22 protein-coding genes and 1 tRNA gene are annotated in these 25,253 nt (G+C 57.0%); 6 read left to right on the top strand and 17 right to left on the bottom strand.

Annotation, left to right across the window (positions count from 1 at the left end):
- Window position 1 precedes the first annotated feature (1 nt).
- The 7 genes from QGH30_03375 to rpmB all read right to left on the bottom strand — a co-directional run bounded on the left by QGH30_03375 (window position 2) and on the right by rpmB (window position 6,610).
- Window positions 2–1,192: a hypothetical protein gene (locus QGH30_03375; GenBank protein ID MDP7021375.1), complete on the bottom strand. Its 1,191-nt coding sequence runs from the start codon at window positions 1,190–1,192 to the stop codon at window positions 2–4.
- Window positions 1,189–1,569 (bottom strand): hypothetical protein, encoded by a 381-nt coding sequence (locus QGH30_03370; GenBank protein ID MDP7021374.1) that lies wholly within the window; start codon window positions 1,567–1,569, stop codon window positions 1,189–1,191. The genes QGH30_03375 and QGH30_03370 overlap by 4 nt, the downstream gene beginning before the upstream one ends.
- A complete protein-coding gene (locus QGH30_03365) occupies window positions 1,556–1,987 on the bottom strand; it encodes a hypothetical protein (GenBank protein MDP7021373.1) in 432 nt (143 codons plus the stop codon). Before QGH30_03365 ends, QGH30_03370 begins: the two co-directional genes overlap by 14 nt.
- 1 nt (window position 1,988) lies before the next feature.
- Window positions 1,989–3,116, bottom strand: a complete 1,128-nt coding sequence (locus QGH30_03360) for a hypothetical protein (GenBank protein MDP7021372.1) — start codon at window positions 3,114–3,116, stop codon at window positions 1,989–1,991.
- A gap of 12 nt (window positions 3,117–3,128) precedes the next feature.
- Window positions 3,129–4,961 (bottom strand): glutamate mutase L, encoded by a 1,833-nt coding sequence (locus QGH30_03355; protein MDP7021371.1) that lies wholly within the window; start codon window positions 4,959–4,961, stop codon window positions 3,129–3,131.
- A gap of 147 nt (window positions 4,962–5,108) precedes the next feature.
- Window positions 5,109–6,173 (bottom strand): hypothetical protein, encoded by a 1,065-nt coding sequence (locus QGH30_03350; GenBank protein MDP7021370.1) that lies wholly within the window; start codon window positions 6,171–6,173, stop codon window positions 5,109–5,111.
- Window positions 6,174–6,418: 245 nt separating this feature from the next.
- The gene (gene rpmB, locus QGH30_03345; protein MDP7021369.1) at window positions 6,419–6,610 is read right to left on the bottom strand and encodes a 50S ribosomal protein L28; all 192 of its coding nucleotides are present in this window, start codon (window positions 6,608–6,610) and stop codon (window positions 6,419–6,421) included.
- A 239-nt stretch (window positions 6,611–6,849) separates the two neighbouring features.
- Here rpmB and QGH30_03340 point away from each other — a divergent pair, with 239 nt between their 5' ends.
- The 6 genes from QGH30_03340 to QGH30_03315 all read left to right on the top strand — a co-directional run bounded on the left by QGH30_03340 (window position 6,850) and on the right by QGH30_03315 (window position 15,242).
- Window positions 6,850–8,355: a pitrilysin family protein gene (locus QGH30_03340; GenBank protein ID MDP7021368.1), complete on the top strand. Its 1,506-nt coding sequence runs from the start codon at window positions 6,850–6,852 to the stop codon at window positions 8,353–8,355.
- Window positions 8,348–10,507: a pitrilysin family protein gene (locus QGH30_03335; GenBank protein MDP7021367.1), complete on the top strand. Its 2,160-nt coding sequence runs from the start codon at window positions 8,348–8,350 to the stop codon at window positions 10,505–10,507. The genes QGH30_03340 and QGH30_03335 overlap by 8 nt, the downstream gene beginning before the upstream one ends.
- A 108-nt stretch (window positions 10,508–10,615) precedes the next feature.
- Complete coding sequence (locus QGH30_03330) at window positions 10,616–12,595, top strand: M1 family aminopeptidase (GenBank protein MDP7021366.1); 1,980 nt, start codon at window positions 10,616–10,618, stop codon at window positions 12,593–12,595.
- A 65-nt stretch (window positions 12,596–12,660) separates the two neighbouring features.
- Complete coding sequence (locus tag QGH30_03325; GenBank protein MDP7021365.1) at window positions 12,661–13,530, top strand: cation diffusion facilitator family transporter; 870 nt, start codon at window positions 12,661–12,663, stop codon at window positions 13,528–13,530.
- A 68-nt stretch (window positions 13,531–13,598) separates the two neighbouring features.
- Entirely contained in the window at window positions 13,599–13,949 is a 351-nt protein-coding gene (locus QGH30_03320; protein MDP7021364.1) for a hypothetical protein, read from the top strand.
- A 30-nt stretch (window positions 13,950–13,979) separates the two neighbouring features.
- Complete coding sequence (locus tag QGH30_03315; protein ID MDP7021363.1) at window positions 13,980–15,242, top strand: SBBP repeat-containing protein; 1,263 nt, start codon at window positions 13,980–13,982, stop codon at window positions 15,240–15,242.
- Window positions 15,243–15,283: 41 nt separating this feature from the next.
- Here QGH30_03315 and QGH30_03310 read toward each other — a convergent pair whose 3' ends face one another.
- The 10 genes from QGH30_03310 to eno all read right to left on the bottom strand — a co-directional run bounded on the left by QGH30_03310 (window position 15,284) and on the right by eno (window position 25,232).
- Entirely contained in the window at window positions 15,284–17,998 is a 2,715-nt protein-coding gene (locus tag QGH30_03310; protein ID MDP7021362.1) for a metallophosphoesterase, read from the bottom strand.
- Between the two features lie 42 nt (window positions 17,999–18,040).
- Window positions 18,041–18,928: a hypothetical protein gene (locus QGH30_03305; GenBank protein MDP7021361.1), complete on the bottom strand. Its 888-nt coding sequence runs from the start codon at window positions 18,926–18,928 to the stop codon at window positions 18,041–18,043.
- A gap of 148 nt (window positions 18,929–19,076) precedes the next feature.
- The gene (locus QGH30_03300; GenBank protein MDP7021360.1) at window positions 19,077–19,712 is read right to left on the bottom strand and encodes a flavin reductase family protein; all 636 of its coding nucleotides are present in this window, start codon (window positions 19,710–19,712) and stop codon (window positions 19,077–19,079) included.
- A 10-nt stretch (window positions 19,713–19,722) separates the two neighbouring features.
- Window positions 19,723–20,868 (bottom strand): homogentisate 1,2-dioxygenase, encoded by a 1,146-nt coding sequence (locus QGH30_03295; protein ID MDP7021359.1) that lies wholly within the window; start codon window positions 20,866–20,868, stop codon window positions 19,723–19,725.
- Window positions 20,868–21,845 (bottom strand): fumarylacetoacetate hydrolase family protein, encoded by a 978-nt coding sequence (locus tag QGH30_03290; protein MDP7021358.1) that lies wholly within the window; start codon window positions 21,843–21,845, stop codon window positions 20,868–20,870. Before QGH30_03290 ends, QGH30_03295 begins: the two co-directional genes overlap by 1 nt.
- Window positions 21,846–21,853: 8 nt before the next feature.
- A complete protein-coding gene (gene hppD / locus QGH30_03285) occupies window positions 21,854–22,942 on the bottom strand; it encodes a 4-hydroxyphenylpyruvate dioxygenase (protein ID MDP7021357.1) in 1,089 nt (362 codons plus the stop codon).
- 181 nt (window positions 22,943–23,123) lie between these two features.
- Window positions 23,124–23,197 (bottom strand) — tRNA-Met (locus QGH30_03280).
- Window positions 23,198–23,234: 37 nt separating this feature from the next.
- Window positions 23,235–23,468 (bottom strand): hypothetical protein, encoded by a 234-nt coding sequence (locus QGH30_03275; GenBank protein ID MDP7021356.1) that lies wholly within the window; start codon window positions 23,466–23,468, stop codon window positions 23,235–23,237.
- 100 nt (window positions 23,469–23,568) lie between these two features.
- Window positions 23,569–23,907, bottom strand: coding sequence for a septum formation initiator family protein (locus QGH30_03270; protein ID MDP7021355.1), 339 nt, complete (start codon window positions 23,905–23,907; stop codon window positions 23,569–23,571).
- 38 nt (window positions 23,908–23,945) lie between these two features.
- Window positions 23,946–25,232, bottom strand: a complete 1,287-nt coding sequence (gene eno / locus QGH30_03265) for a phosphopyruvate hydratase (protein MDP7021354.1) — start codon at window positions 25,230–25,232, stop codon at window positions 23,946–23,948.
- Between the last annotated feature and the right edge of the window lie 21 nt (window positions 25,233–25,253).

The following is a 25,253-nucleotide window of genomic DNA, read 5'->3' as shown; positions in this document are numbered from 1 at the left end:
TTTAACCTCCGCTCACCTGAAAGAGAGCGCTCGGGTCCAGCCAGGAGGGTAGTTTCAGTCCGGCACTGATCAGAATGGTGTGCAGGAGCCCCAGGATCAGTGCGGTCATGAAGATGACCTTTGCCACATCCTGCCCACGGATACTTCCCATGAGTTTCTTGTCCCGGGACAGGTAGGCGCTGGCGGCGAAAAATTCCTCGCCGATCAGGGTGTAGTCGCAGGCCGTAATGAAAAAGGGCAACTGGGAAGGACTCGCAGTTCCAGCGATCTGGATGGCTCCGATGGAGTTGCCAGTCTCTGCAAGGATCAGGCTTTCCGCGTAGAACTTGCCCTGATAGAAACAGGCGGCGGGTTTTTCGCGGAGCATGATGCCGTCCACGGCGGCCGCATAGGCGAACTGGTCATCGGTGAGATAGTGAACCATGTCTTCGTGAAAGAGGTCCGGGCGGCCTTCACTCAGGTAGCTTTCCCGCAGAACTTCCCGCGAGTGGGCCATGACCAGACTCCGGCTGACGGGTACTTCCAGAGGAGTCTCGTAGCGGGCCGTCATCTTGCCCACATAGCCCAGAATGCTCACTCCCGAAAGGGTCTCAATCTGGTCCATGTCCATGATTCCTGGAACGAAGAGAACTGGCTGTCCCATTTCCGTTGCACGGCCCACAGCTTCGTCGAAGGCTTCCAGTCCTGCCACAGGGCGCAGATTGATGTCGTCTCCGCGCTGCCCTCTACGGATCCAGTAAAGGATGGCACCCCCGAGAACCAGAACGGCGAGGAGCATGTTCCAGCGATTTGCATTGAACCACTGGGCCATGGGTGCAGCCGGCATGCCGAGATAGTGGCTTCGGCTTTCACCGTCCTCTTCCTCGTCCAAGCGATAAAGGTAAAACTCGCCGTTGTGCAGGTCTTCGGAGACATCGATGAACTGGATACTCTTGCCGGGGGCTCCCGCCGCTGAGCGGGAACCGATGCGCGTCCAGTGATGTTCTGTGGGGGCAAGTTCCCCCCGGTAGTCGGCGCGCCAGACGGAGTAGGACAGATCTGCGCCAGCAATATCGGAAGAACCGGATTTCCATTCCAGCAGAACCGCATGCCCCCGGTCATTGGGGTTGTCCTTTGCAGACAAGTTCAGGGACTCTGGCTGCGCGGAGAGCATGGTGGCCATAAAGATCAGGGCGGCCAGTGGAAGTCTCATCGGGTCTCCCTTGATTCGGGGTCTTTCCCTTTGCGGAAGCGGGCAAAGATGCCCCTTCGAGGGCGATTGCGACGCTCTTCCCGCTCCTTCGATTGCTGATCGGATTCCTGCTCCTCGATCATGCGAAGAAGCAGTTCCACGACTTCCCGATCCTCGAACAGTTCCGTGTAACGATAGTAGTTCGGACTCTCAAAAAGCATGCGAACGAAAGGCCCGAAGAAGACCATCGCCTGAGAACCAACATAGTTGAGTGGTTTCGTGGACTCCAGAAAAAAGATTGCGGGAACCGAGAGCCTGCGGCGAACGACTTTCTTCGCCAGATTCTCCAGAAGTTCGCGATCCTCTTCGCTGAGCTTGGGGGCTTCAGTCTTGCTCATTGTGGGCCTCTTTGATCTTCTGTCGAGCGAAGTCGATGATCTCATCCCGTCGCTCGGGATCGAGCAGGAGCAGCATGCCTCGATAGTGATCCAGGCGGGAGTCGTGTCGAAAAGTGCGCAACTTCAGCCGCGCGCCATCATGGCTCAGGGAACGGAAGTCCGTCCAGGGTCTGCTTTGGCGGGAAAAGAGATTCCGGCTGCCGGCATGGCTTTCATCGAGTCGGTAGTGGGTGGGAAGCAGGAAGCTGGAAAGAGATGCAGCCAGAACAAAGGCCGAAAGCCCGGTGAGCCAGGGGCTGTCTGCCAGACTGTGAATAAAGTAGAGGGTGACAAGGCAGACGAGCAGGGCTCCGAAACCTCGCCAGGGCTGTCTGGCAAAGAGGAAGACCTTCCATTCCAGGGCTTCCTGCTTGACCATCCTAATCGGTTTCCAGCATTTCCAGATTGGCCCGGGGGATCATGACATCCCCGCCTTCATCCAGACTGATCTCGGCAACACGGCAGAGGGTTCCGCTCTCCATTTCGGTCAACTCGGGCGGGAGACCTTTTACGCGCCCCAGAGCGCCGAACCAGGGCGCGCGGATCACGCGCACCAGACTTCCTTCCTCGATTCCCGTGACCTCAGCGGCCTTGCGACTGTCATCTGAAGAGGTTCCGCTCAGGGGAATGATCACCTCGGGGCGGATGACCCCGGCGCGGATCTGTGTGGCGCCATTGATGCTGGCAATCTCGCCGGCCCGCTCCTGCAGGAGGCGGAAACTGCGCCCGGCCATGGCAATGTTGCCATAGCCTTCGGTCACGACGAGAGTCGTGGGGATGTTCTCAGAGCCGGTGATGGCCACGCCCAGATCGTAGCCGAGAATGGGGCGCAGGTCGCGGTAATTGAAGCCACCTACAATGATGCCGGCAACACCGATCTCCATGGCTTTCTTCATGGCTTCCAGACTCAGGAAACTGCCACCCACGAGAATCTTCCCCGCATGTTCTTCCCGGATTCGATCGACGCTCAGTTCTTCGGCAGGGTCCTCGACCGCCACAAGGATCTCACCCTGTCTTTCGCCACCGACTCCGAAAATCCCCTGCAGGAAGGCCGCTTCGGTTTCTACCTCCACGCCTTCTTCAGGGATCAGTTTCGTGATCCTGCCCTGAATATAGGCATCAACCTGAACCGGCATGGGGGCTTCCCGAAGAACAACCTGTCCGGTGATCAGGGAAATGCTCTCGACAGTGCCAGTTGTCGGACTCTTCAGGTTGCTCTTGAAGAGTCCAAAAATGCCCTTGCTGCGTGCCAGCAACTCGCCGATCTCAATCGAGTCGCCTTCGGTCTTGAGCATGCATTCGGGAACATCCTCTGCCTCGATATTCAACTGACCGGCCACATTGACCATTTGCACATTCCCGGGAAGCTCCGTGGCTGCGACTACATCGGAGGGCTGAACCTCACTGCCCAGCCCAGCATACACTTCCCCCTTGAGAGGGAGAATGCGGGTCTTCCTGACAGTGCTGTGCCGGAGAACCTTGAGTCCTGGAGTATAGGCGTGCGCCATTTGAATCCTTTCTCAGGAGGTGACCGCTTCGGCGGTCTCGTTCGGGTACTCGGATACGGCCTGGCTCCACTGTCCAAGTTTCGCCACTCTTTCGGAGGATTCCTCCGGCAGCGTGAAGGGCCGCCGTCCTCTTCCATCGAAGATCAGGCCGACGACTCCGCCCCGCAGTTCCGTTCTCACTTCCTGACCCTTGCCGGCACCAAGGTCGATGCTCTTGGCCGGCTTGAGCGTTGCCTTTACACGATCCTCGCGAGAGGACTCGATGAGGAACATGTCCCCATGGAGCAGTTCTCTTTCCAGCTTGCTGCCGTCGGGCATTTCCAGGGCAATATCTGCAAGCTTTTTGCCCGGCTTGGCAGAACCCACCGGAGCGATGCAGGCACCCAGATGGATGAGGCAATCCTTGTCGAATACTTCGGTGGCCGCTTTTTCGTGCACCGTGGAGAGAACACCCAACTGCGGCATCATGAAGATGGAGTCCACTGCCAGATCGGTAATTCCTTCGGGCAGGAAAGCGTCGACCATCATGCGCGCGGCCTGATGACGGCGCGGAGCGTGGCTGAGCACTCCACCGGAACCGACCAGGAGCTTCAGGTTCATCATGTCCACCAGAGTTTCTCCGCTGCCGGATTGGTCGAAGGCATCGCTGATCGTCCGCTCTTTCTGGACTCCCTTGAGGCTGACAGCGAATTCCTTGTGCTGGATGAAGGACAGGCGCAGGGCTTCACGCGCAATGGCCTGTTCGATCTTCAATTCCTCCAGAGACTGGGGGATGGTCGTGGGCCGGATCATCTTGTTGCCGATGCGGTTCATCAGCATTTCGGCATCCATGTCCATGGGAACCCAGCGCAGGACATTATCGAGTCCGGCTTCCGCCAGCACATTACTCACACTATAGCTCATGCCCAGATTGGCACTGACAGTACGGTTGAAGATACCCTCGAAAACGCTGAAAACATCCGTCGTGGCTCCCCCGATGTCCACGCCGAGAACGGTAATCCCTTCCCTCTCGGCCACCGTCTGGATAATGGCTCCCACGGCCCCGGGAGTCGGCATGATCGGCGCATCGGTCCAACTCATGAGTTTTTTGTATCCGGGAGCCTGCGCCATGACATGTTCCATGAAGAGGTCGTGGATCTTGTCCCGGCTGGGCTGGAGATTTTCACGCTCGAGAATCGGGCGGATGTTGTCGACGATGTCCAGATCGGTGATCTCGCCGAGAGTGTCGCTGATTGTATCGCGGGCATCCTTGTTGCCGGCGTAGATGACCGGAAGCTTGTAGCTGTGCCCCAGACGCGGCTTGGGGTTGGCGGCATGAAGGATCTCGGCAAGTTCGACAACATGGCTGACCGTGCCGCCATCAATCCCTCCGGAAAGGAGAATCATGTCCGGGCGCAGTTGGCGGATGCGGCTGATCTTCTGGTGGGGAAGTCGCCCATCATTGCTGGCAAGAACATCCATGACGATGGCACCGGCTCCGAGGGCTGCACGCTCGGCGCTTTCGCCGGTCATGGACTTTACGACCCCGGCGACCATCATCTGAAGACCGCCCCCTGCACTGGAGGTGGAGATGTAGATGTCCACTCCCCGGTCGCCTTCCTGGGGCGAAAGAATGGTCTCGCCATCGAGGATCTGCCGTCCTCGAAGCTCTTCCACTTCCCGGATCGCATTCAGGGCACCGCGGGTTACATCCTCAAAGGGAGCCTCGACCGTTGTGGGAGCTTCCCCCCGGTTCACGAGACGGAACTCTCCTTCCACTTCTTCAATCAGGATGGCCTTCGTCGTAGTGCTTCCACAGTCGGTGGCCAGAATGGAGCGGGCTTTCTGGAAGTTTTTCTCAGGCAAGGGAACCTCTCCGCAGATACAGGAAAAAAGGCGCCGCAGGCGCCAGAACCAAGGCATCTTAAGAGATCAGAAAGGCGAATGCAAGTCTCTCGAAACAAAGAAAAAGCCCCCCATTGGAGGGGGGCTTTGAGAAGCGGGGATGGAAGACTACTCGCAGTTTTCAAGCCAGCGCCCGAGCATGAAACCGCCTCTTCGGTGACCCTTCAGATAGTGTCCCCAGTAGGGACCTGAAGCCAGCAGACTGTCACTGGATTCTCCCTCAGGATCCGGGCTGAACCAGTGGCCGCCGTAGCGACCCCGGCGGGGGTGCATCTCGTTTTCCTCCCAGTGGCCGCGAAGGATGGACTGGAAGTTGCCGTCGAGGTCGATGACCTTGCCGAACATGACCTTGCTTCCGTCACTGCGGATGCCCCAGCGGCCCCGCACATGCCCCTGCACTTCGCCGTCATAGCTCAGCCAGCCGCCGCGGAAAATCCCGTGCCCGGGGAAGCGTTGCACCCAGATGCCGCGCAGAAAACCATTCGGGCAGTCGAACTGCTGGAGGCTTCGAAGGGCAAAGAGGTTCCCAAGATCCCCGACTTCCACGCTTTCCGAATAACCGACGAGCGAGTCCACGGGAATGCTGTACTCGAGATCCCCGAGAAGGACCGTAAGATTATTGGAACCGGAACCGGGTTCGGGGTCGATGATTTTCAGTAGCAGGCCGTCGCGATCCGGCCCGGTTTCACTGACCAGATTGAACCAGAGTTCTTCTTCTCTTTCCTCAATCCAGTCCTGCCCCGGCTCGAAGCGGATCAGTCTTTCGATCAGCACGGCACCGCGATCCACGGAAATCTGTCCCGACCAGTCCGTCATGACATCTTCGACCACATTGCCTTCCAGATTTCCCCAGACAATGTGCGTGTAATAGATTTCGGATGCGGGATCCTCGTCCATTTCACTGACTTCCTCTGCCATGGGATCATTGACTTCCTGATCATTCTCGAACATGGAGGAGAAGAAGGGGTCGCCAAAACCGGGGTTCTCACTCTCGGTGTTATAGCCACCGTTTTCTTCATCAATCGAGAAGTTCAGATCATCGTAGATGCTGTCATCGTAGGCCTCGCTGGAGTAAGGGTCGCTCTGGGGGCCAGAGAAGACACTGCATCCTCCCAGAAGGAGGAGCAGAAGACCGGAGAGAACTGCCATCGAGGTTCTGGTTCTGCGTTTCATATCCATTCCTTTTGATTTGGTGATTCCACGCTAGTGCCTGACGGGGAGGGAATGGCAAGCCCTGTACCGGAAGCTGCGGAGGGGAACTCAATTCGCTAAGTGTTCGAAACAAAGGAACTTGGGGAAACGGCTCCCCGGGCTTTCCGGCTCCTGTCTGCACCAAATGGAACAAGAGCGGACGAGATGAGAGGCCACAAAAAAACGCCCCCCGCAAGCGGAGGGCGCGAATGTCTTTTGAGGCGAGCCTAGGCTTCGTCCTTCCTGTCGAGTTCTCGCAGACCGCTGGCGGAAACCCAGACCTTCTGCATTTTCCCGTCAATCATGACACGCTTCTTCTGGAGATTGGGCTTGAACCAGCGTTTGCTACGGTTCTTGGCGTGGCTGACATTGTTGCCACTGCGGGGGCCCTTGCCCGTGACTGCGCAGCGCTTGGACATGAGAATCACCTTCCTCGACAGAAAAAAAGGAGCCATCCATTGTCGGCATCGGCCCCAGGAAGAGCAAAGATAGCAAGAGGCTCGGGTAGCGTCAAGGGCAGGCTCCGGGCTAATTGCAGAACTTCCCTGTTTTCACGGTGTTTCGGACCGAAAGAGATTGCCTGCTCCCCTTGATCCCGCTCTTCCAGCATGCTAGCTTCCCTCGGGTTTAAATCTACATTCATTAACGGAGGTATTCGATGAGCATGCGAAAGCTCTCGCTCTTCGGTCTGCTTTGCTTTCTCCTTACGCTGCCATCTCTGGCCGCCTACGAGGATCTTGAAGGCGAGGTACAGGAGATTGTTCTGGAGAACGGTCTTCGGATTCTGCTCCTGGAGCGCCATGAGGTTCCCGTCTTCACTTTTGCCACCCTGGTGGAGGTGGGCGGAGTGAACGAGGAACAGGGCCGCACCGGTCTGGCCCACATGTTTGAACACATGGCTTTCAAGGGCAGCCAGACTCTCGGGGCAAAGGATTACCGGAAAGAAAAGAAAGTCCTCGAAAAGATGGACGATGTCTATGACCTCCTGCAGGCAGAACGCTTTCGCGGAATCCGTGCCGACGAGCAGCGGATTGCGGCTCTGGAAGAGGAGTTCGAGGAACTGCAGAAGCAGGCCGATGAACTGGTAGACACGAATGCCTTCGGGAGAATGGTTGACCAGAACGGTGGCGTCGGAATGAATGCCTTCACGGCATCCGACATGACCGTCTATTTCTACAGTTTCCCGTCCAACAAACTGGAGCTATGGGCGCTGCTGGAGAGCGACCGCTTCGTCAATCCCGTTTTGCGTGAGTTTTACAAGGAGCGCAATGTGGTGATGGAAGAGCGGCGCATGCGCTCGGAGAGCCAGCCAACAGGACGACTGATTGAAGAGGCTCTGGCCATCAGCTTCAAGGGGCACCCCTACGGACAGCCCGTGATCGGCCATCGCTCCGACATTGCCGCCTTCAGCCGCCGCGATGCGCAGGATTTCTACGAGCGGCACTATGGCGCGAAGAACACGATTATTGCCGTGGTGGGGGATGTCTATTATGAGGAGCTTGAGAAGCTGGCAAAGAAGTACTTCTCGAAGATTCCTGCCGGAAGCGGCGGTATTCCGGTTCGCACCAAGGAGCCGGAACAGTTTGGCGAACGGCGTGTGACCATCAAGGATCCTTCGCAACCGATGATCTTCATGGGATACCACATTCCTGAAACCGTGCATCCGGACTTCCCCGCCTGTGAGGCTCTGTCAGACATTCTCGGTCAGGGTAGGAGCAGTCGCCTACACAGCAAACTGGTCAAGGACAGCCAGCAGGCGCTCTATGCGGCGACCTGGGCCGGCTTTCCTGGAACCAGGTTTCCCAGCCTCATGGCAGTTTTCGCTGCCCCGAACCAGGAAATCCCCGTCGAGGAGCTGGAAACAGCCCTTGATGCGGAGATCGAGCTTCTTGTGAGCGAAGGCGTGAGCGAAGAAGAACTCGCCGCCTACAAGAACCGGGGGCGCGCTTCCTTCATTCGAGGCCTCGACAGCAATCAGGGAATGGCCATGCAGTTGGTTTCTTCGGAGAGCCTGATGGGAGACTGGCGAGAGATGTTCCGCGGGCTGGAGAAGATCGATGCCCTGACTTTGGATGAGTTGAATCGGGTGGCAGGGGAGATCTTCCAGAAAAAGAACCGATCGGTCGCGGTAATGGTGACTGAGAAGGAGGTCGGCAATGACTAGGCAAGTGTCGAGAATCGCCTTACTGGCATCGCTGACCCTTCTTCTGCTGGCTTCTTTCAGCACGGAGAGCTTCGCTCGCGCGAAGAAGAATCCCTATGACCAGGTGATGTCCCGCACGCCGGAGTTGCGGGATTTCCAGATCCCGGAAGCTGTGCGCCATGAATTGGAAAACGGCATGGTGCTCTATCTGGTGGAAGATCATGATCTTCCCCTGGTGAAACTCTCCGCGATGATTCGCGCGGGCAGCATCTATGAACCGGCGGCCAAGACGGGTCTTTCCGGCTTGATGGCTACGGTGATGCGGAGCGGTGGAAGTGAGCGTTTCCCGGGAGATGAGCTGGATGTCCGCCTCGAAGGGATCGGCGCCCGGGTTGAAATGGGAATGGGCGACGCCAGTGGCAGTGCTTCCATGAACTGTCTTGTTGAAAACCTGGACGAGGTTCTTGATATCTTTGGCGATGTCCTGAGAAACCCTGCCTTCCCCTCCGAAAAGCTGGATCTTGCCAAGAAGCAGTCGCGCAGCGGAATCAGCCGTCGCAACGACGATGCAGACGGGATCGCGAGGCGGGAGATTCGCAAGCTTCTCTACGGCAGTCGCAGTCCCTATGCACGCCACAGCGAATATGACACGATTGAAGCGATTGAGGTGGAGGATCTTCAGGCCTTTCATCAGTACTTCTATCATCCGAACAACATGATTCTCGTGGCCGGCGGTGATTTCGACACGCAGGAAATGATCGCAAAAGTCGAAGCCACCTTTGGAGACTGGGAGTTTGTCGATACATTCTTCCCGCCTGACCCAGTGATCGAGGATACCGAAGCCAGCCTGAACTATGTCTTCAAGGAGGATGTGAACCAGTCCAAGGTTCGCATGGGCCATATCGGTATTCGGCACGATGACGAGCATTACTTTCCTCTTCACATGCTGAACGAGATTCTCGGCGGAGGATTCTCCAGCCGTCTCTTTACCCGCGTTCGCAGCAAGGAAGAACTGGCCTACTCGGTCTATGCCTGGATGGTGGCCGGTGATCATCACCCCGGGCCCTTCTTTGTCGGAGTGGACACGAAGAGTGAGTCCACGGCTCGAGCAATCGAGATCGTGATGGAAGAGCTTCGAAGAGTGACCACGGAAGAGGTCAGCGAGGCGGAGTTGAAGATGGCTCGGGATGCTCTCAAGAACTCTTATGTCTTCAAGTTCTCCAGTTCCTACTCCATTGCAAGGCAGAAGGCGCGCACGGAGTTCTGGGACAAGGATCCCGACTTCCTGAAGAACTACCTCAGCAATCTGGATGCAGTGAGTGCCGCCGACATCCTTCAGGCCGCAAAAGAGCGCATCCATCCGGATGAAATGGCGATTCTTGTCGTAGGACGCGAAGAGGATTTCGACAAGCCGCTCTCAGAACTCGGCCTGGGTGAAGTGACGGAAATCGATATCGCGATTCCTGATCCCACGATCAAGGAAGAAGAGATTCCCGAGGCCACGGAAGCAACTCTCGCAGAAGGCTCCAGGCTTGCCGATGCCGCGTTTATGGCATTGGGCGGAGAGGCACTTCTTCGGGAACCGGCCAGCCTCCGTGCAGAGGCGGAGTTCACCATACAGGACACTCCCATGGGTCCCCTGTCTTTCCAGGTTAGCGTCTACGCCCGGGGAGAGAGCATTCGCCAGGAGATGAAGACTCCCTTTGGAGACATGGTGCAGATTGCCAAGGGCGGGGAAGGCTGGATGATCAGTCCCCGCGGGCAGGATCGCCTTCCCGCAGACCAGCTCAGCGAGTTGCAGGATTCCAGGAGGCCGGGTTTCTCGAAACTCTTTCAGGAGATTTCGGATTACCAGGTGCAAAGTCTGGAGAGCCGGAAGCTCGAAGGCAAACCCTGCGAGTTGATTTACTTGAGCAAGGGTGATGGAGACTGGATCCGTCTGTATCTGGATCCAGAGACCCATTTCCCTCTTGCAAAAGAGAGTCGCGAAAAGACGGAGGCCGGCCCGGCTCTGGTGAGGGAACTCTACCGGGACTACCAGGTGGTCGGGGGAATGCAGATTCCCTTCCTGGAAGAGGTCTATCACAACGGCGAACTCTTTGGCGTGACGAAGGTCTCGACCATGGAGTTCGGCGTGGAAATGGAAGACTCCCTTTTCGACTTGCCCGAATAGCGGATCCTTTCGCAATTCAGCCCCTGCCTTCGGGTGGGGGCTTTTTTGTATCCGGGACTCCCGGCCTCCGGATGTGCTATCATTAGTGTCTCAGAAAGGGAGGGAAGCATGTCCCGATGGTTTCTTGTGTTCACCCTGATCCTGACTCTTGCTGCGGTGGCCTACACGCCGGACTATCGTACGCTGGTTTCTTCCACGCTGGATGAACCCCACTGCCTTTCGGGGCCCGGGCATCTAGCCTCCCGGCTCCCCAATCGCGTGGATGAGAGCTGGGATGTCCAGCATGTGGACCTGCTGGTTCAGCCCTTTTTCGGCACGGAGACCCTCGAAGGCCGTGTCACTCTGGATGCGGAGAGCCTGGTGGAGGATCTCTCAGAGATCCATCTCGATTTCAATGACCCGATGACGGTTCTCTCTGTAACGGTCAATGGAGTCGCCGCTGCCTGGACGCACGGGAGCGACAGGATCAGCGTCACTCTCTCGCCTCCGATCTCCCAGGGTGTGGTCTTCGAGATTAGCGTGGACTTCGAGGGGCAGCCCGTTCCCGTGGGCTTCGGATCTTTTGCATGGGACGAGGTGATGGGGCATCCCATCGTCTGCACGCTCAGCGAGCCGGAAGGGGCGCGAAGCTGGTGGCCTTGCAAGGATGTTCCCAATGACAAGTTCACAGCGGATGTACGCTATCGGGTTCCCAACGGCATCTCGGCTCCCGGCCCCGGACTCCTTCAGTCGGTGAACGATCACGGCGACGGAACGGAAACCTGGCACTGGCAGGAAAACTGGCCGATCAATACCTATCTCATTGCCATGACCGCGAGCGAGTACACTCACTACACCGACTGGTATGACGACGGGGAGGGCAACCTGCTTCCCATCGAGAATTACATTTACATCGATACCTGGGACAATGCGGTCGAAGACCTTTCCATCACTCCCGAAGCATTGGGTCTTTACGAAGATCTCTACGGTGAATACCCGTTCAAGGATGAAAAGTACGGGCATGCTCTCTTCACCTGGGCTGGGGCTATGGAACACCAGACTTGCACGAGCTATGGCTGGTGGCTGCTCTTTGGCGACCATCGCTACGACCGCATCGTGGCGCACGAACTGGCACACCAGTGGTGGGGCGACATGGTGACTCTGGAGGACTGGGAAAATGTCTGGCTGAACGAAGGTTTTGCGACCTATTCAGAAGCTCTCTGGTTCGAGCACCGCGACGGCCAAAGCGGATTGAGCTGGTACATGAACGAGATCATCCGGGACTTCGATGGCCCCGTCTACAACAACCCGAACCTCTTCGGCCAGGAAGTCTACAAGAAGGGCGCCTGGGTGCTTCACATGACCCGCTGGCTCATCAATGACGATGAGGCTTTCTACGGAGCGCTGGATTATTACAAGAACCTGCATGCCTACGGGAACGCTCACACGACAGATCTTCAGTCGGATCTGGAGAACTATCTGGGTCTGGATCTGGAGCAGTGGTTCTCTCAGTGGATCTATGGCATCGAGCGGCCGATCTACGAATGGGCCTGGCAGAAGACGGGAAGCCCCGGTGCCTGGGAGTTGGAGATCCGTGTAGACCAGGTTCAAACTCTCACCGGGCTTTTTGAGATGCCGATTCCCTTCCGCCTGGAAACGGATTCCGGGTTCATGGATCTGCGTCTGGACAACGATCAGTGGAGTACCCTGTATACGATTCCCATGGGCTATACCGAGCCTGTGGATTTGCTCTTCGACCCGGACTCCTGGATTCTCAAGGACGAGACCGAAGTTCCCTTCGATCCGACGGGAGCTGGAGAAGCTCCCCAGTTCAGGACGGAAATCCTCGGCAACTACCCGAACCCCTTCAACCCGGCGACCCATGTTTCCTTTGTTCTTGCAGAACAAGGGCCGGTCAGTCTGAAAGTCTACAATGCAAGCGGGCAGAAGGTGGCCACTCTTCTTGACGGAGTTCTGGGCGAGGGGCATCAACTCTGTCGCTTCAATGGTCTCGACTCCCGGGGCCGGGCCCTCTCGGGAGGCGTCTATCTTCTGAAGCTGCAGGCCGGGGGAGAGGAACGGACGCAGAGGGTGCTTCTTCTGAAATGATCGTGCTGGAAGTCCCTCTTCGTCTCCGCTAGTATCGCTTTATGGAAGCTTCCAGACAAAAGGGAATGAAGCCCGAACAGGTGACTTGGTGGGGGATCTGGTCGAATGTCGGCCTATTCCTCATCAAGACTCTTGCCGGGTATTTTGGCAGGAGCCAGGTGCTTCTGGCCGACGGGGTTCACAGTCTCAGTGATCTGGTTTCCGACCTACTGGCTCTCGTGGCCCTGCGTCTGGGCCGAAAACCCAAGGACTCTCAGCATCCCTATGGGCATGGCAAGATCGAGGACCTGGGCGCGTTTCTGGTCGGGCTATTCCTTTTCTGCGTTGCTTTCGGTATTGCGATCAAGGCGGTCTGGTACGGCTGGGAAGGCGTCCTGCCGGAACGGAGCGTCTGGCTGGTTCTTGTGGCCCTGGTTTCTGTGCTGGGCAAGGAGTGGCTCTTTCGCCTTACCCTAAGGGTGGGGGAGGAACATTCCTCGGCAACCCTGATGGCCAATGCCTGGCATCATCGCAGCGACGCCATCAGTTCTCTCGCCTCCGTTTTCGGGACTGCTGTGTTTCTTTTCTTCCCCAATGCCGCCTGGCTGGACTCCCTTGCTGCCATTGCGGTTGCGCTTTTTATTGGCAAGTCGGCCTGGGGGATCATCAGGGATTCCGCCCGCGATCTGGTCGATACCGCTCCCCCCGCCGAGCGTCTCCGGGAGTTCGAGGAAAAGGCACTGGAACTCAGAGGAGTGAAAGGGCTTCGCGCACTTCGCGGCCGATACTACTCCCGGCAGATTGCCCTGGACCTGGACATTGAGGTGGATGGCTCCCTGAGTGTCAATGATGGGCACGAGATCGCGCGACAGCTGAGGCGAAAGATCCTCGACACTTGTCCGGATGTCTATCGGGTCATGGTCCATGTGGATCCTCTCGGTCGCCCCGATTCCTGAGTTCAATTCTGGTCAGATTCTCCCAAAACTGCTATAATTACGTCTCATTTTGATACTTGGGAGGGTCCATGCGAAGCTTCCTCATCTTCGCCCTGATGTTTGTACCCGCCCTTCTCTGGGCGATACCCCTGTTTGAATGGTCCACCACCCATGATGGCGGGGGCTCCTATATGGACAATGCCACAGTACTGCTCTGTGACAGTGAAGGACATGCCATTGTGGGAGGCGAGAGCTACGATGGAAACGGTGGTTCTGACCTCTTGATCCGCAAGTGTGCCCGCAATGACGGGCAGGAGCTCTGGCAGTTGAGGGTTCCCGCCTATGACGATGTATCCGACATGGCGCTTAGTGGAATGGAGTGGGACTCCAACGGCGATCTCATCGTGGGGGGGTATGTCCGCGGCTGCGGAACCGGCTGAGATCACGGAGATGATGTCATCGTCCTGAAGGTGGACGATGCGACCGGGGAGGTTCTCTGGTCTACGATCTACGGTCCCTCGATCTGGCATGAAACGGCCTACTCCATGGCTCTCGATTCCCAGGGAAACATCCTTGTTGCCGGTCGCGTCTTCAGCGAGGAGACACTTGACGATCTCCTGCTTCTCCGTTTTGATGGCAATGACGGCAGTCTGGACTGGGCTTTCGAATATGATGGAAGCGACAGCCTGGATGATCGGGCCTGGAGTCTGGTGCTGGACTCCTCCGACAATGCCTATGTGACAGGAAGCAGTGCTTGGGAAAACGGCGATGTATCTTTCCTGACCATGAAGATCAACAGTCAGGGACAGGAAGTCTGGAGGCGTCTGGAGCCGGGTGCCGTGAATAACCAGACCCGGGCAGGCTGGGTGGATCTGGATCCCCTGGGCATGCCGGTGATTGCCAATCGTACCTGGACTAGCGAGAGTAGCTACGATGTCTTTCTTCGCAAGTATTCCTCTTCCGATGGAAGCACTCTCTGGGAATCCGGTTACAACGGGCCCACCAGTTCTTCGGACGATCTCCGGGACATGACTCTGGACTCGGAGGGGAACATTCTGGTTACCGGCGTCAGCAACAGCGACTTCATGGTGCTGAAGTTTGCGGGCAATGGTGATCTGCTCTGGGACACCCGCTATGATGGCCCTCCCGGATGGTATGATCTGGGAAACCGCGTCACCTGGACTCCGATGGGAGAGGTGGTCGCCACAGGCTTCAGTGACGGGGGAGACAGCAGTTGGGACGCTTTCACCCTGGGAGTCGATGAGTCGGATGGCTCGATCGCCTGGGAGCTTCGGCTCGATGGTTCCGACGGTTTGACCGATGAAGGACAGGTACTCTTTTACGATGAAAACACGGCAGACCTCTTTGTCGGCGGCTACAGCTACAGCTATCAAACAGACATGGATCAGCTCCTGATTCGCTACAGCCTTGCGGAGACCGCAGTACCCGGCATGGATGCCTTTACCCGTCTTCGTGCCTGGCCCAATCCCTCGGCGGGCGAATTCCACTTTTCCCTTTCTCTGGAGCAGGATCGCTCGCTGGATCTGGCCGTCTACGACCTGCGGGGACGGCGGGTTCGGCACTGGGATGGCATGAACCTGCAGCACGGAGATCAGCAATTCACCTGGGACGGGAAGGACTCCCGGGGTCGGGATCTGCCCTCCGGAGTGTATTTCCTCCGGGCTTCCGGTTTTCCTGAACTCAGATCCCCTGCCCTGGTGATCCTCCGCTAGGGATCGGTTTTTCCATCAGGATTTCAGATTCGTGCCGGGGCTTACTTGATCAGAAGCAGCTTCCGGCTGATGGATTCTCCCCCTGCGTTCAGACGGAGCAGATAGCTCCCCGAAGGCAGGCTTTGCCCCTTCTCCCCGTGCCCCCTCCAGATGACCTGATGAAGACCTGCTTCCTTCCATTCGTCCAGAAGGACGGCAATCCTGCGACCTCTCGCATCGAAGACACTCAGACTCATGGGCCCATCCTCCGGAAGCTCAAAGCGAATCTCCGTGCGAGGATTGAAGGGGTTCGGGTGGTTCTGCATCAGGCGGAGTCTCTCAGGAAGCAAGGGGGGCTGTGCAGGAGTTCCATCGATGACGCGAACCGTGATCAGTTCCTGGCTCGTTGGCTGGATGTCCACATGAACACTCAGAACGCTATAGGCTCCGCTGGAATCCACCTGGGCAATCTCGCCGGGGCCTTCAATCTGATAGCCGAATGCACTGTGAGGAAGTCGAAACTTCAGGCGCCCATGCTCAAAACGCTCGTTGAGCTGGTTGGTCAACTGGCAGGCGACCTCGTCCCAGTTTCCATCATTGGGGGGCATGTACTGTGCGCGGAGCTTGAGGCCATAGGGGCCGGAGGACAGGGTGGGTCGGGGGCTAAGCTCCGTGTCTGTGGCCCGAATCAGCCGGAAACTCCTCTCCCCGTCACAGGTGTTGTTGGTACCGAAGTTGAAGGGAGGGGACTGGGTATTCCCTTCATCCCGGTGAGTGTGTCCCCAGAGAGCCATGTCCACGCCCAGGGAAGAGAGGTTCATCTCCTGCTTGAAGTCGTAGTGGTAGAAGAGAACCTTCGCCCCCGCATCGCTGTTTGCGAGATCTTCGGCCAACCATTGAAGTTGCTCTGAGGTGAAACTGGTTTCTCCGTAAATCTCGGAACGCCAGAGGTCATAGTTGTCGTAGCTTTCCAGTGCGGTGAAGTGAACGCCCGAGTAGTCGAAACTGTAGTCCTGGGTACGAGAAGGAAGCCCGGGGGGAGGATTGCCCAGACGCTTCCAGCCGAAGAAACGCCACCAGTCCCTTCTGGCCGTTCCATCGGGAGGAGGCGTGTATAGCCATCCCCCGAGATCGTGGTTGCCAGCCGTCAGGTAGACAGGAACCTCCAGTTCGGCAAGCAGGCTCTGGGCCCGCGTGTACTCCCTGCCGAAGAGGTAGTCTTCCAGTTCCCCCTCATTGACCAGATCTCCGGTCAGGAGAACAAAAGCGGGGCGGATGATATTCAGATCAGCGATCACGGCCCGAAGGTTGAGAATTTCACTGCTGTCAGGGACTTCCCCCGTTTCGCCAATGAAAACATGGGTGGGCAGGTGTGTGTCCGTGATTTGCACAAAATAGAAATCCCCCTCGAAATCATCGATCAGGTCCACGGCGTTTTCCGTGACATCCAGAATGTCGCTGTTGCCAACTTCCAGATCGTAGAGATCGAGAGCAGGGACGGTCTCCGGAATGCGAAGGTTCAGAGTCCAGAGAAAGGTCGTGGGGTCATAATCTTCGGAAAGAAGATCCAGTTCGATGCGCTTGCTTTCATGAATCAAGGCGGCGTGCCAGTCGCTGGCTCCTGCATCCGCATCGCATTCTACGGGGAAAGAGTCCCCGGGTCTTGCAATCTGCGGAATGTTCAGGAGAGGGCGCTGAACCAGGGTCAGGGTGTCGCCGATATCGTAGACCGGGCCACCGTAAGTCTGTTCGAAGTGGTAATGCAGGGAATCTCCTGCAGCAAGAGCAAAACTCCCCTGATCTTCGGTGTAGCCCGCTGTCTCTGCCTTCAGGCTCCAGTTGCCCGGAGGGAGGCTGGCGTGCCCGATTCCGTTTTCCGGGACGCTCATCATGCAGTAGGGAAGGCCTTCGCTGTCTTTCAGCGTGACCTTCGAACGCAGATAAGGATAGGCTGCGGGAGTGAAGCCGAAGTCTGCCGTCAGGACTCCGGTCTCCAGGCCGTCCAGTTCATGTACCACCGTTGCCACGGAAGACACCCCGCCTTCTGCGACTATCAACTGCCTTGTAAAGCTGACCTCCAAGCCGGCCGGGAGGTTCGGCGACTCCAGGATCATGTCGCTCCAGCTTCCTCCATGATCACCGATCATCGTGGCGCTTTCGCCCCGATAGCCCAGACTGGAACTTCCGTCGCTTGCGGCAATCCAGGAGCTAACCGTACTCGCCGGGTACTCCTCGCCATATCCCGGAATGAAGGCTGCGACCGACACCCAGGTAAAAGCGTCCCCCAGTTCAAAGGAAGGCAGTGTCACCGGGCTTCCGTTGAAGAGGGTGGTCTGGACTTCAAGGAACGGCTCCCCGTCGCGGAGCCGGTACTCGGTGTCCACGAGGATGGAAGCATTGTCTGAATCCCGGCCGCTTGCAAGAACGCGAGCCTCTCCACTGCTACCGTCATCCAGGATCTGGATCTCTGAATAGACAGCCTGTCGTGGCCAGGTATCGTTGAAATAGGTGTACTGTTCGCCCAGCAGGTCCTGCCCCAGAGAGCGAAGCCCCGCATCCAGAACATTGCCACCACTGCTGGCGTACTCACCGCCATGTCCGGGAGCGCCGATGATGAACACGAGTAGGTCGTTTTCCAGAATCAGGTCGCTCAGACGACCGGTGGCCGAGCCGCCACCGAGAAGTTCTTCTTCAGCGGAGATCCAATGAGCCGTCACCGCCCAGGAAGGGGAGGAGAACAGAAGAAGCAGGAGAAGCAATGGAACTTGTTTCAGCATACCTCATTGTACCACTAATCAGGCGAGACCGGGAGTCTGAAATCAGCTTTCCCGGTGGCGTGCGGCGATTCTCTGCTCGTTCAGACCCGTCCAGAAGGCCTCCACTCCATCAAGCATGGAATTCCCGCCCTGAAGAAAACTCTCCTCGTCAAAGCCCTCGGTGAAAAACAGCTCTTCCAGTTCATCCATGACATGACCCGCATGCTGGTCTTCAATCCGGTCATGCCAGGTGAAAAACGCCAGGGGAAGTCCTGGTTCTTCGGCCTTTTTGAAGGCCTCCAGGCCTGCCACGAGTTGCTTCCAGAAACCGGCTGCCGCCCAGTTTTCCACTGCGAAACTGGCTCCTTCTGCAATGTTCGGGTCTTCGTTCCCGTAGATCCTTGCCAGTTGCTCGCAAAAGTAGATCGTGGAGGGAGTGCCGTTCCTCCGCTTTCCCATGTCGGAGTATTCCAGGCCAAGCACATTGCCCATCTTCAGGAGCCACTCGAAATGTGCTGCCTGGAAACGGAAGGTTCCTCCGTCCACACTTCCCTCGCTGGAGACGATGTCCGGGTTTTCCTCCCGGTCCGGATCTTCTGCTTCCAATGAAGGTGCTCCGGCCTTGTGAAAGATGACTCCAATCTCGTTGGCCAGGATTTCCTTCGAAGCTCTCATTCCCTCCAGACTTCCTGCATTGATCATTTTCAGGAGTTGGGCAATCAGGAAGAGGTTTGAAAATACCGAGAACTGGACCACCAGATGGCGAACATCGTCCCGGTTTGCCTCGCCGCTGGCGAACCACTTGCAGTAGCGGTTGTCCGTGATTACAGGATGGCTCATCAGTTTCCGGTTACAGATGTCGACAAAGGAGGTGAAGCGCTGGAGGTCTTCCGAAGAGAGACGCCCCTTGCTGGCTCTTTCCTGCAACTTGCTGGATACGCTGAGGCTCATGAAGGACTCCATTGGAAGAGGCTGTGAGACTTGAAGACTATCGGAGAGAAGATCTGCCTGTCCACCGGGAGCAGGCAGTTTGTCGCAAGCTGGAGTAACAGGTCTGAATTGGGGAGGACTTGATCGCCGGAAGCATGGGAGGAAGTAATCAGGGTTTCTCCCCCTCATCCGGTCGGATCTTACGGACGATTTCAAAAGTGTCCGTGACTCTGCAATAGCCGTCCCCTGCGATGCGGCCTAGCGGGCGAAGGCGATCCACCTGAATGCGACCATCCTCGTAGACCTCGTCACTCACATGGAAGAGGCGTATTTGACCAATCACCAGGAAACCGCTCCCTGCAGATCCGTCTCCGATGTTCACGATCTGCTCCAACTCGCATTCAAAACTGACATGAGCTTCGCCGAGTCGCGGAGGGTGAATGAGCTGTGAGGGCAGTGCCGTGAGCCCGGAAACCTCAAACTCATCGACACCGGGTTCATAGTCTGTGGAACATAGCACCATCTTCTCTGCGAACTCTTCGGATACGATGTTCACGACGAACTCACCGTTCTCCCGGATGTTCACGAGAGTGTCCTTGACCTCTCCGCTGTAGCCGCGTCTTGCGGGGGCAAAGGCCAGTGTGGGTGGATTCGAGCAGACGCCGGTGAAGTAGGAAAACGGCGCCAGGTTCCGGACTCCTTCCGGTGACAGGGTGCTGACGAAGGCAATGGGTCGGGGAAGAATCGAGCCGATCATCAACTTGTGAATGTCCTGAAAGGGCGTTTCCCGGGGGTCGATAATCATGATTCCTCCACTAGATCCAGGAGAGCGGGTAGACGGGGTCATCCAGAGGGGCGCAGGCAGGAGTCATCTGAAGCGGACGGAATGTATCGATCATGACCGCCAGTTCATTGGTTTCTTTCGCGCCGATGGATTCTTCTGTCTTTCCAGGCTGTGGCCCATGAGGCAGGCCCATGGGGTGATAGCTAATCGACTCTTCCTCGATTCCCTTTCGACTCATGAACTCTCCCCGAACATAGTAGAGGATCTCGTCTGAGTCGACATTGCTGTGTGCATAGGGAGCAGGAATTGCCTCCGGGTGATAGTCATAGAGTCGGGGCACAAATGAACAGACCACCAGTCCCGGTGCCTGGAAGGTCTGGTGCACTGTCGGGGGCTGGTGAATGCGCCCGGTAAGGGGCTCAAAGTCCTCGATATTGAAGATCCAGGGAAAGTAGAAACCGTCCCAGCCAGCGAGGTCAAAAGGGTGGTGTTGATAGCAGAGACGCTGAGTCCCTCCTGCCAGTTTCATGTTGACCAGAAACTCGCCCTTTTCATCAAGGGGCTCCTGGAACTCAGGCAGACGAAGATCCCTTTCGCAAAAAGGAGAGTGCTCGAGTAACTGACCGTGTTCATTGCGATAGCGCCGGGGAGTCTTGATGGCTCCAGCACTTTCCAAAACCAGCAGCCTGCAGTCTTCCTCGACCTCCATCTGCCAGATTACTCCCCGGGGAATGACGATATAGTCTCCCGGATGGAAGGGAAGATTGCCGAAGTTGCTTTTCAGAACTCCCCGACCCCGGTGGACAAAGAGAAGCTCGTCCGCATGCCCGTTCCGGTAGAGCAGTTCCATGTTATGGTCTACATGGGCCTTGCTGAGAACCATGTCGGCATTGAAGAAGAGAGGCACTCTTGCTGAAATTGCGTCTCCTCCAATGGCCATCGCCGCAGTTCTCAGGTGATGATGCCGATGTTCCCGGCTCCAGGCCTCCAGTTTCTGTGCCTGGAACTCACCCACATTTCTGACGGCCGTGGGCATGTTGAGGTGATAGAGGTTGGAGTAGATATCTCCGAATCCCTGACGACTGACCAGTTCCTCACTGAGCAGTGAAGGGGAATTGTTGCGAAACTGGACATGGCGTTTTGAGGGGATCTGCCCTCTCTTGGCGTAAATTGGCATCAGGACTCCCCGATGACCCGGTTTTCGAGAACCCCGAGGCCCTCTACTTCCATCCGAACCACATCTCCCTCCCGGATCCAGCCGCCGACCGACTCCGGTCGAAGCTCCAGAATACATCCGGTGCCCACCGTACCGGATCCGATGTAGTCGCCCGGCATGAGCATGGCATTCCGGCTGGCTCGCTCGATCATTGAGGGGAAAGAGTGATAGAGATCATTGGTATTTCCATCAGAGATGAGCTTTCCGTTGACGTGGCAGGTCATTCGCAACTGCAGTTTTCCGTTCTCGTCCCAGGCATCTTCCAACTCGTCTGCGGTGACAAGCCAGGGACCGAAGCTGCTTCCGAAGTCCTTGCCCTTGGCCGGGCCAAGGTTCAGTTGCATTTCTTCACGCTGGAAGTCCCGGGCCGACCAGTCATTGAGAATCGTGTAGCCCGCGATCAGGGGCTTTGCCTCTTCTGCAGAGACATCCTGCCCGCCATTGGCGATCACGGCTGCAAATTCCAACTCGAAGTCCAGTTCATCGCATCCCTTCGGGTAAGGAAAATCATCTCGATGGGCGAAGAGTTGATTGTGGTTGGAGAAGTAGAAAATCGGAATCTCGTACCAGAGCGGGTTCATCTCCAGCCCGCGCAGTTTGCGTGCCGCACGAACATGCTGCTCAAAGGCGTAGAAGTCCCTGAAAGAGGGTGGGTCGGGCACGGGTGCGTGATAGATGATGTCCTCTTCATTGTGGGAGAGGCTATTGCCCCCGAACTCCAGATTCGCAAGATCCTTCCCTTCAAGAGCCTCGGAGAGGGAACGGAGAATGGCAAAGTTCTCTTCCCAGGAGGAGAGGATTTCCCTCATCGAGAGAGGGAGTTCCTTTTCATGATTCAGAAAGGAGCGACACCTTTCTGCATCGACAACCTGTCCGTCCTGAAGAAAGCCAAGACGCTGTGTGGGGTCTGCGGGAAGTGAATAGGTGCAGAGCTTCAATGTTCCTCCTAGAGATTGCCCCGAAGAGCCTGTTCCCTTTCAATGGACTCGAAGAGAGCCTTGAAATTGCCCTTTCCGAAACTGCGGGCCTTTTTTCTTTGAACGAATTCAAAGAAGAGGGTGGGTCGGTCCTGAACGGGCTGTGTAAAGAGTTGGAGAAGGTAGCCGCGGTCATCGCGGTCTACCAGGATTCCGAGTTCTGCCAGTTCCGGGATGTCTTCATCGATTTCGCCCACTCTGTCCGGGAGTTCGTCATAGTACTCTTCGGGAACGAGAATGAAATCGACACCCCGATCGGTCAGATTCTTCACCGTAGAGATGATGTCCGAAGTGTACATGGCAAGATGCTGCACTCCGGGAGTTTTGTAGTAGTCGATGTATTCCTGAATCTGTGACTTCTTCAGGCCATTGGCCGGTTCATTGATGGGCATCTTCACTTTCTCGGTAGGATCTGCCACCACGATGGAGCGAAGAGCGGAGTGCTCGGTCGAAACATCCTTGTCGTCAACAGTCCAGATCCGGTGAAAGCCGAGGATCTTCTCATACCACTCCACTACCGGGATCATGCCAGCATCAGCCTGGTTGCCGACGATGTGATCAATGTGGGTTAGTCCCACAGGCTTTCCGGGTGAGGGCAAGTCCAGTTCCCTCATGCCGGGGAGAAAGATCCCGGCATAGTCTTGCCTTTCGACAAAGCTGTGAATCGTATCTCCGTATGTGCGGATGGCGGACAGGGTGACTCGACCCTTTTCATCCTCCAGTGTGTAGGGTTCGTAGGCACTTTCTGCACCCCTCTCCAGGCAGGTCTTCCAGGCGGCCTCCGCATTATCCACCCGGAAGGCGACATCCTTTACTCCGTCACCGTGGAGTCGGACATGCTCGGCGATGGGACCGGTCTCCTCAAGGGGCGAGGAAAGGAGGAGGTCAATCTTGCCCTGTCGCAGCAGGTATCGTGTTTGGTCGCGCAGGCCGGTTTCCAGGCCGCCATAGGCCCGGGTGTGAAATCCGAAGACACTACGATAATAGTGGGCAGCCTGCTTGGCATTTGACACATAGAAGCCGACATGGTCGAAACCCAGAATCCTGAAGTCGGACATGGAGGACTCGCTTTCAAGAAGTTCATGAGAAGGGGGGTTTTGGGTAACTTTGGTATTCTTCCGGGATTTCGCAATCCCGAAATCCTTGCAAGAAACCGGACAAGAATGGGTTAAATGCGGACAGTTTCGTGTATACAAGGAGAAGACCGCCCTTGGTCGGGACGGCCTTCTTTCTTCTAGGTGGCGGGGGCTGGATTTGAACCAACGACCTTTGGGTTATGAGCCCAACGAGCTACCAGACTGCTCCACCCCGCGTCAAGGGAGCCAAATATAGGCAGGGCTCATGGGGAAGTCAAGAGCCCGCAGAGCGTGATTCCCGCACGCTTTCCAGAGTCTTTCTCAGGTAGTCGAACCACTTCTCCATGCCCTCTCCGTTTCTTGCAGAAAGCTCGATGACCGGAACTTCGGGGTTCACTTCCCGAATGTGCTTGCGGAGCTTGTCCATGTCGAAGTCGAGATGTGGGAGGAGGTCTGTCATGGTCACGACGACAAGGTCTGCCGGATCCTCCATCATGATTTCGTCCACGATCTGGATGGCGTGCAGGTCACAGAGGGTGCACCCCGAGAAGGCTACTCTCTCTTCGGAGAGGGAGAGGACCCCTTCTCCGGCCTGATCGAGCCGGAATCTAGGGCTGACTCTCTCTCTTCAGATAGTAGACGGTCTCGTCATTCTTCTTGTAGCCCCACTCCTCGCGAGCGACTTTTTCCCGGTAGCCGGGATCCTCTTGAAGGAGCTGGATTTCATTCTGGAGCTGGGTTTCCTGATTCTCCAGAACCCGGATTTCCCCCTTCAGTCGGGACTGTTGCTGCTTCAGGCGAGACTGATGGATTTGCCCCTTTTGGCCGAAGAAGAAAATGAGCAGAAGGAGCCCGCCTCCGAGCAGGAGGAGGGGGCGCCAGGGCACACCGGCAATGCGTCCGTTTTGCCAGGGGCGGCGCAGGAAGGGCTGGGGGGAGGGAGGCATGACCCAGCTTTCCGGGGGACTGGCCCCCTGAGGGACGACTAGCGTCCGTTAGTATTCAGATTCTCAAGGCCCTCAAAGAGTCCCTGTTCCTCCAGTTCCTCGGAGATTCTCAGGAGTTCATTGTACTTGGCAACACGGTCGCTTCTACAAAGCGACCCGGTCTTGATCTGCCCCGCATTCGTGGCCACGGCCACATGGCTGATCGTGACATCCTCGGTTTCGCCACTGCGGTGGCTGATGACATTCGTGTAGCCCGCTCGCTTGGCCATGTCGATGCAATCGAGGGTCTCGGTCACGGTTCCGATCTGGTTGAGCTTGATGAGAATCGAGTTGGCGACTTCCTCCTCAATGCCCCGTCCCAGCCTCTGCATGTTCGTAACAAAGATGTCATCGCCGACGAGCTGGATCTCGTCTCCCAGGCGGTCGGTGAGGATCTTCCATCCCGCCCAGTCATTCTGGTCGAGCCCATCCTCGATCGAGACAATCGGATAGGCTTCGACCAGTTTGGCATAGTAGTCCACCATTTCACTTGCGGACAGTTTGCGGTTTTCCCCTGCCAGGTGGTATTCCCCATACTCGAAAAACTCGCTCGCCGCACAGTCCAGGGCCAGATAAATGTCCTCTCCCGGTCGATAGCCTGCCCTTTCAATGGCTTCAAGAATCACCTGCAGGGCCGCTTCATTGGACTCCAGATTGGGGGCAAAGCCTCCCTCATCGCCGACAGATGTCGCCAGATTGCGTTCCTTGAGAACGGACTTCAGGGAGTGGAAGGTCTCGGCACCCATGCGAAGGGCAGTGGGGAAGTCCGGAGCCCCCGCAGGCAGAATCATGAACTCCTGGATGTCGACATTGTTGTCGGCATGGGATCCGCCATTGAGAATGTTCATCTGGGGAACCGGCAGGGCGCGGGCGCTGACCCCGCCCAGATACTGATAGTAGGGCAGGTCCACATGGCTGGCCGCCGCCTTCGAGCAGGCAATGCTGACCCCGAGAATCGCATTGGCTCCCAGGTGTCCCTTGTTTCCCGTAGCATCGATTTCCAGCATCATCTCATCGATCCGGGGCTGATTGAGAGCATCTTCGCCGATGATTCTGGGCGCAATCTTGTCGTTTACATTGGAAACCGCATCAAGAACTCCCTTGCCAAGATAGCGGCTTCGGTCGCCATCGCGGAGTTCAACGGCCTCGTGCTCCCCGGTCGAGGCTCCCGACGGGACTCCGGCTCGCCCGATGGCTCCGCTCTCGAGAATCACATCGACCTCGATGGTCGGATTGCCTCTTGAATCGAGGATTTCCCTTGCGCGAATTTCCTGAATCTGGCTCATGGCTTCCTCCCAGAATTGGCT

Source organism: Candidatus Krumholzibacteriia bacterium (assembly GCA_030748535.1).
GTDB lineage: Bacteria > Krumholzibacteriota > Krumholzibacteriia > JACNKJ01 > JACNKJ01 > JASMLU01.
Note: the sequence above shows the minus strand (reverse complement) of the source record. Positions and strands in the feature narration are given on the sequence as shown.

Coding starts and splice junctions, on each gene's coding strand:
- QGH30_03300 (MDP7021360.1), bottom strand. CDS start 19,712: ATGATTATCGACCCCCGGGAAACGCCCTTTCAGGACATTCACAAGTTG.
- rpmB (MDP7021369.1), bottom strand. CDS start 6,610: ATGTCCAAGCGCTGCGCAGTCACGGGCAAGGGCCCCCGCAGTGGCAAC.
- QGH30_03360 (MDP7021372.1), bottom strand. CDS start 3,116: ATGGCGCACGCCTATACTCCAGGACTCAAGGTTCTCCGGCACAGCACT.
- QGH30_03330 (MDP7021366.1), top strand. CDS start 10,616: ATGTCCCGATGGTTTCTTGTGTTCACCCTGATCCTGACTCTTGCTGCG.
- QGH30_03310 (MDP7021362.1), bottom strand. CDS start 17,998: ATGCTGAAACAAGTTCCATTGCTTCTCCTGCTTCTTCTGTTCTCCTCC.
- QGH30_03375 (MDP7021375.1), bottom strand. CDS start 1,192: ATGAGACTTCCACTGGCCGCCCTGATCTTTATGGCCACCATGCTCTCC.
- QGH30_03325 (MDP7021365.1), top strand. CDS start 12,661: ATGAAGCCCGAACAGGTGACTTGGTGGGGGATCTGGTCGAATGTCGGC.
- hppD (MDP7021357.1), bottom strand. CDS start 22,942: ATGTCCGACTTCAGGATTCTGGGTTTCGACCATGTCGGCTTCTATGTG.
- QGH30_03365 (MDP7021373.1), bottom strand. CDS start 1,987: ATGGTCAAGCAGGAAGCCCTGGAATGGAAGGTCTTCCTCTTTGCCAGA.
- QGH30_03370 (MDP7021374.1), bottom strand. CDS start 1,569: ATGAGCAAGACTGAAGCCCCCAAGCTCAGCGAAGAGGATCGCGAACTT.
- QGH30_03340 (MDP7021368.1), top strand. CDS start 6,850: ATGAGCATGCGAAAGCTCTCGCTCTTCGGTCTGCTTTGCTTTCTCCTT.
- QGH30_03350 (MDP7021370.1), bottom strand. CDS start 6,173: ATGAAACGCAGAACCAGAACCTCGATGGCAGTTCTCTCCGGTCTTCTG.
- QGH30_03295 (MDP7021359.1), bottom strand. CDS start 20,868: ATGCCAATTTACGCCAAGAGAGGGCAGATCCCCTCAAAACGCCATGTC.
- QGH30_03320 (MDP7021364.1), top strand. CDS start 13,599: ATGCGAAGCTTCCTCATCTTCGCCCTGATGTTTGTACCCGCCCTTCTC.
- eno (MDP7021354.1), bottom strand. CDS start 25,232: ATGAGCCAGATTCAGGAAATTCGCGCAAGGGAAATCCTCGATTCAAGA.
- QGH30_03270 (MDP7021355.1), bottom strand. CDS start 23,907: ATGCCTCCCTCCCCCCAGCCCTTCCTGCGCCGCCCCTGGCAAAACGGA.
- QGH30_03335 (MDP7021367.1), top strand. CDS start 8,348: ATGACTAGGCAAGTGTCGAGAATCGCCTTACTGGCATCGCTGACCCTT.
- QGH30_03305 (MDP7021361.1), bottom strand. CDS start 18,928: ATGAGCCTCAGCGTATCCAGCAAGTTGCAGGAAAGAGCCAGCAAGGGG.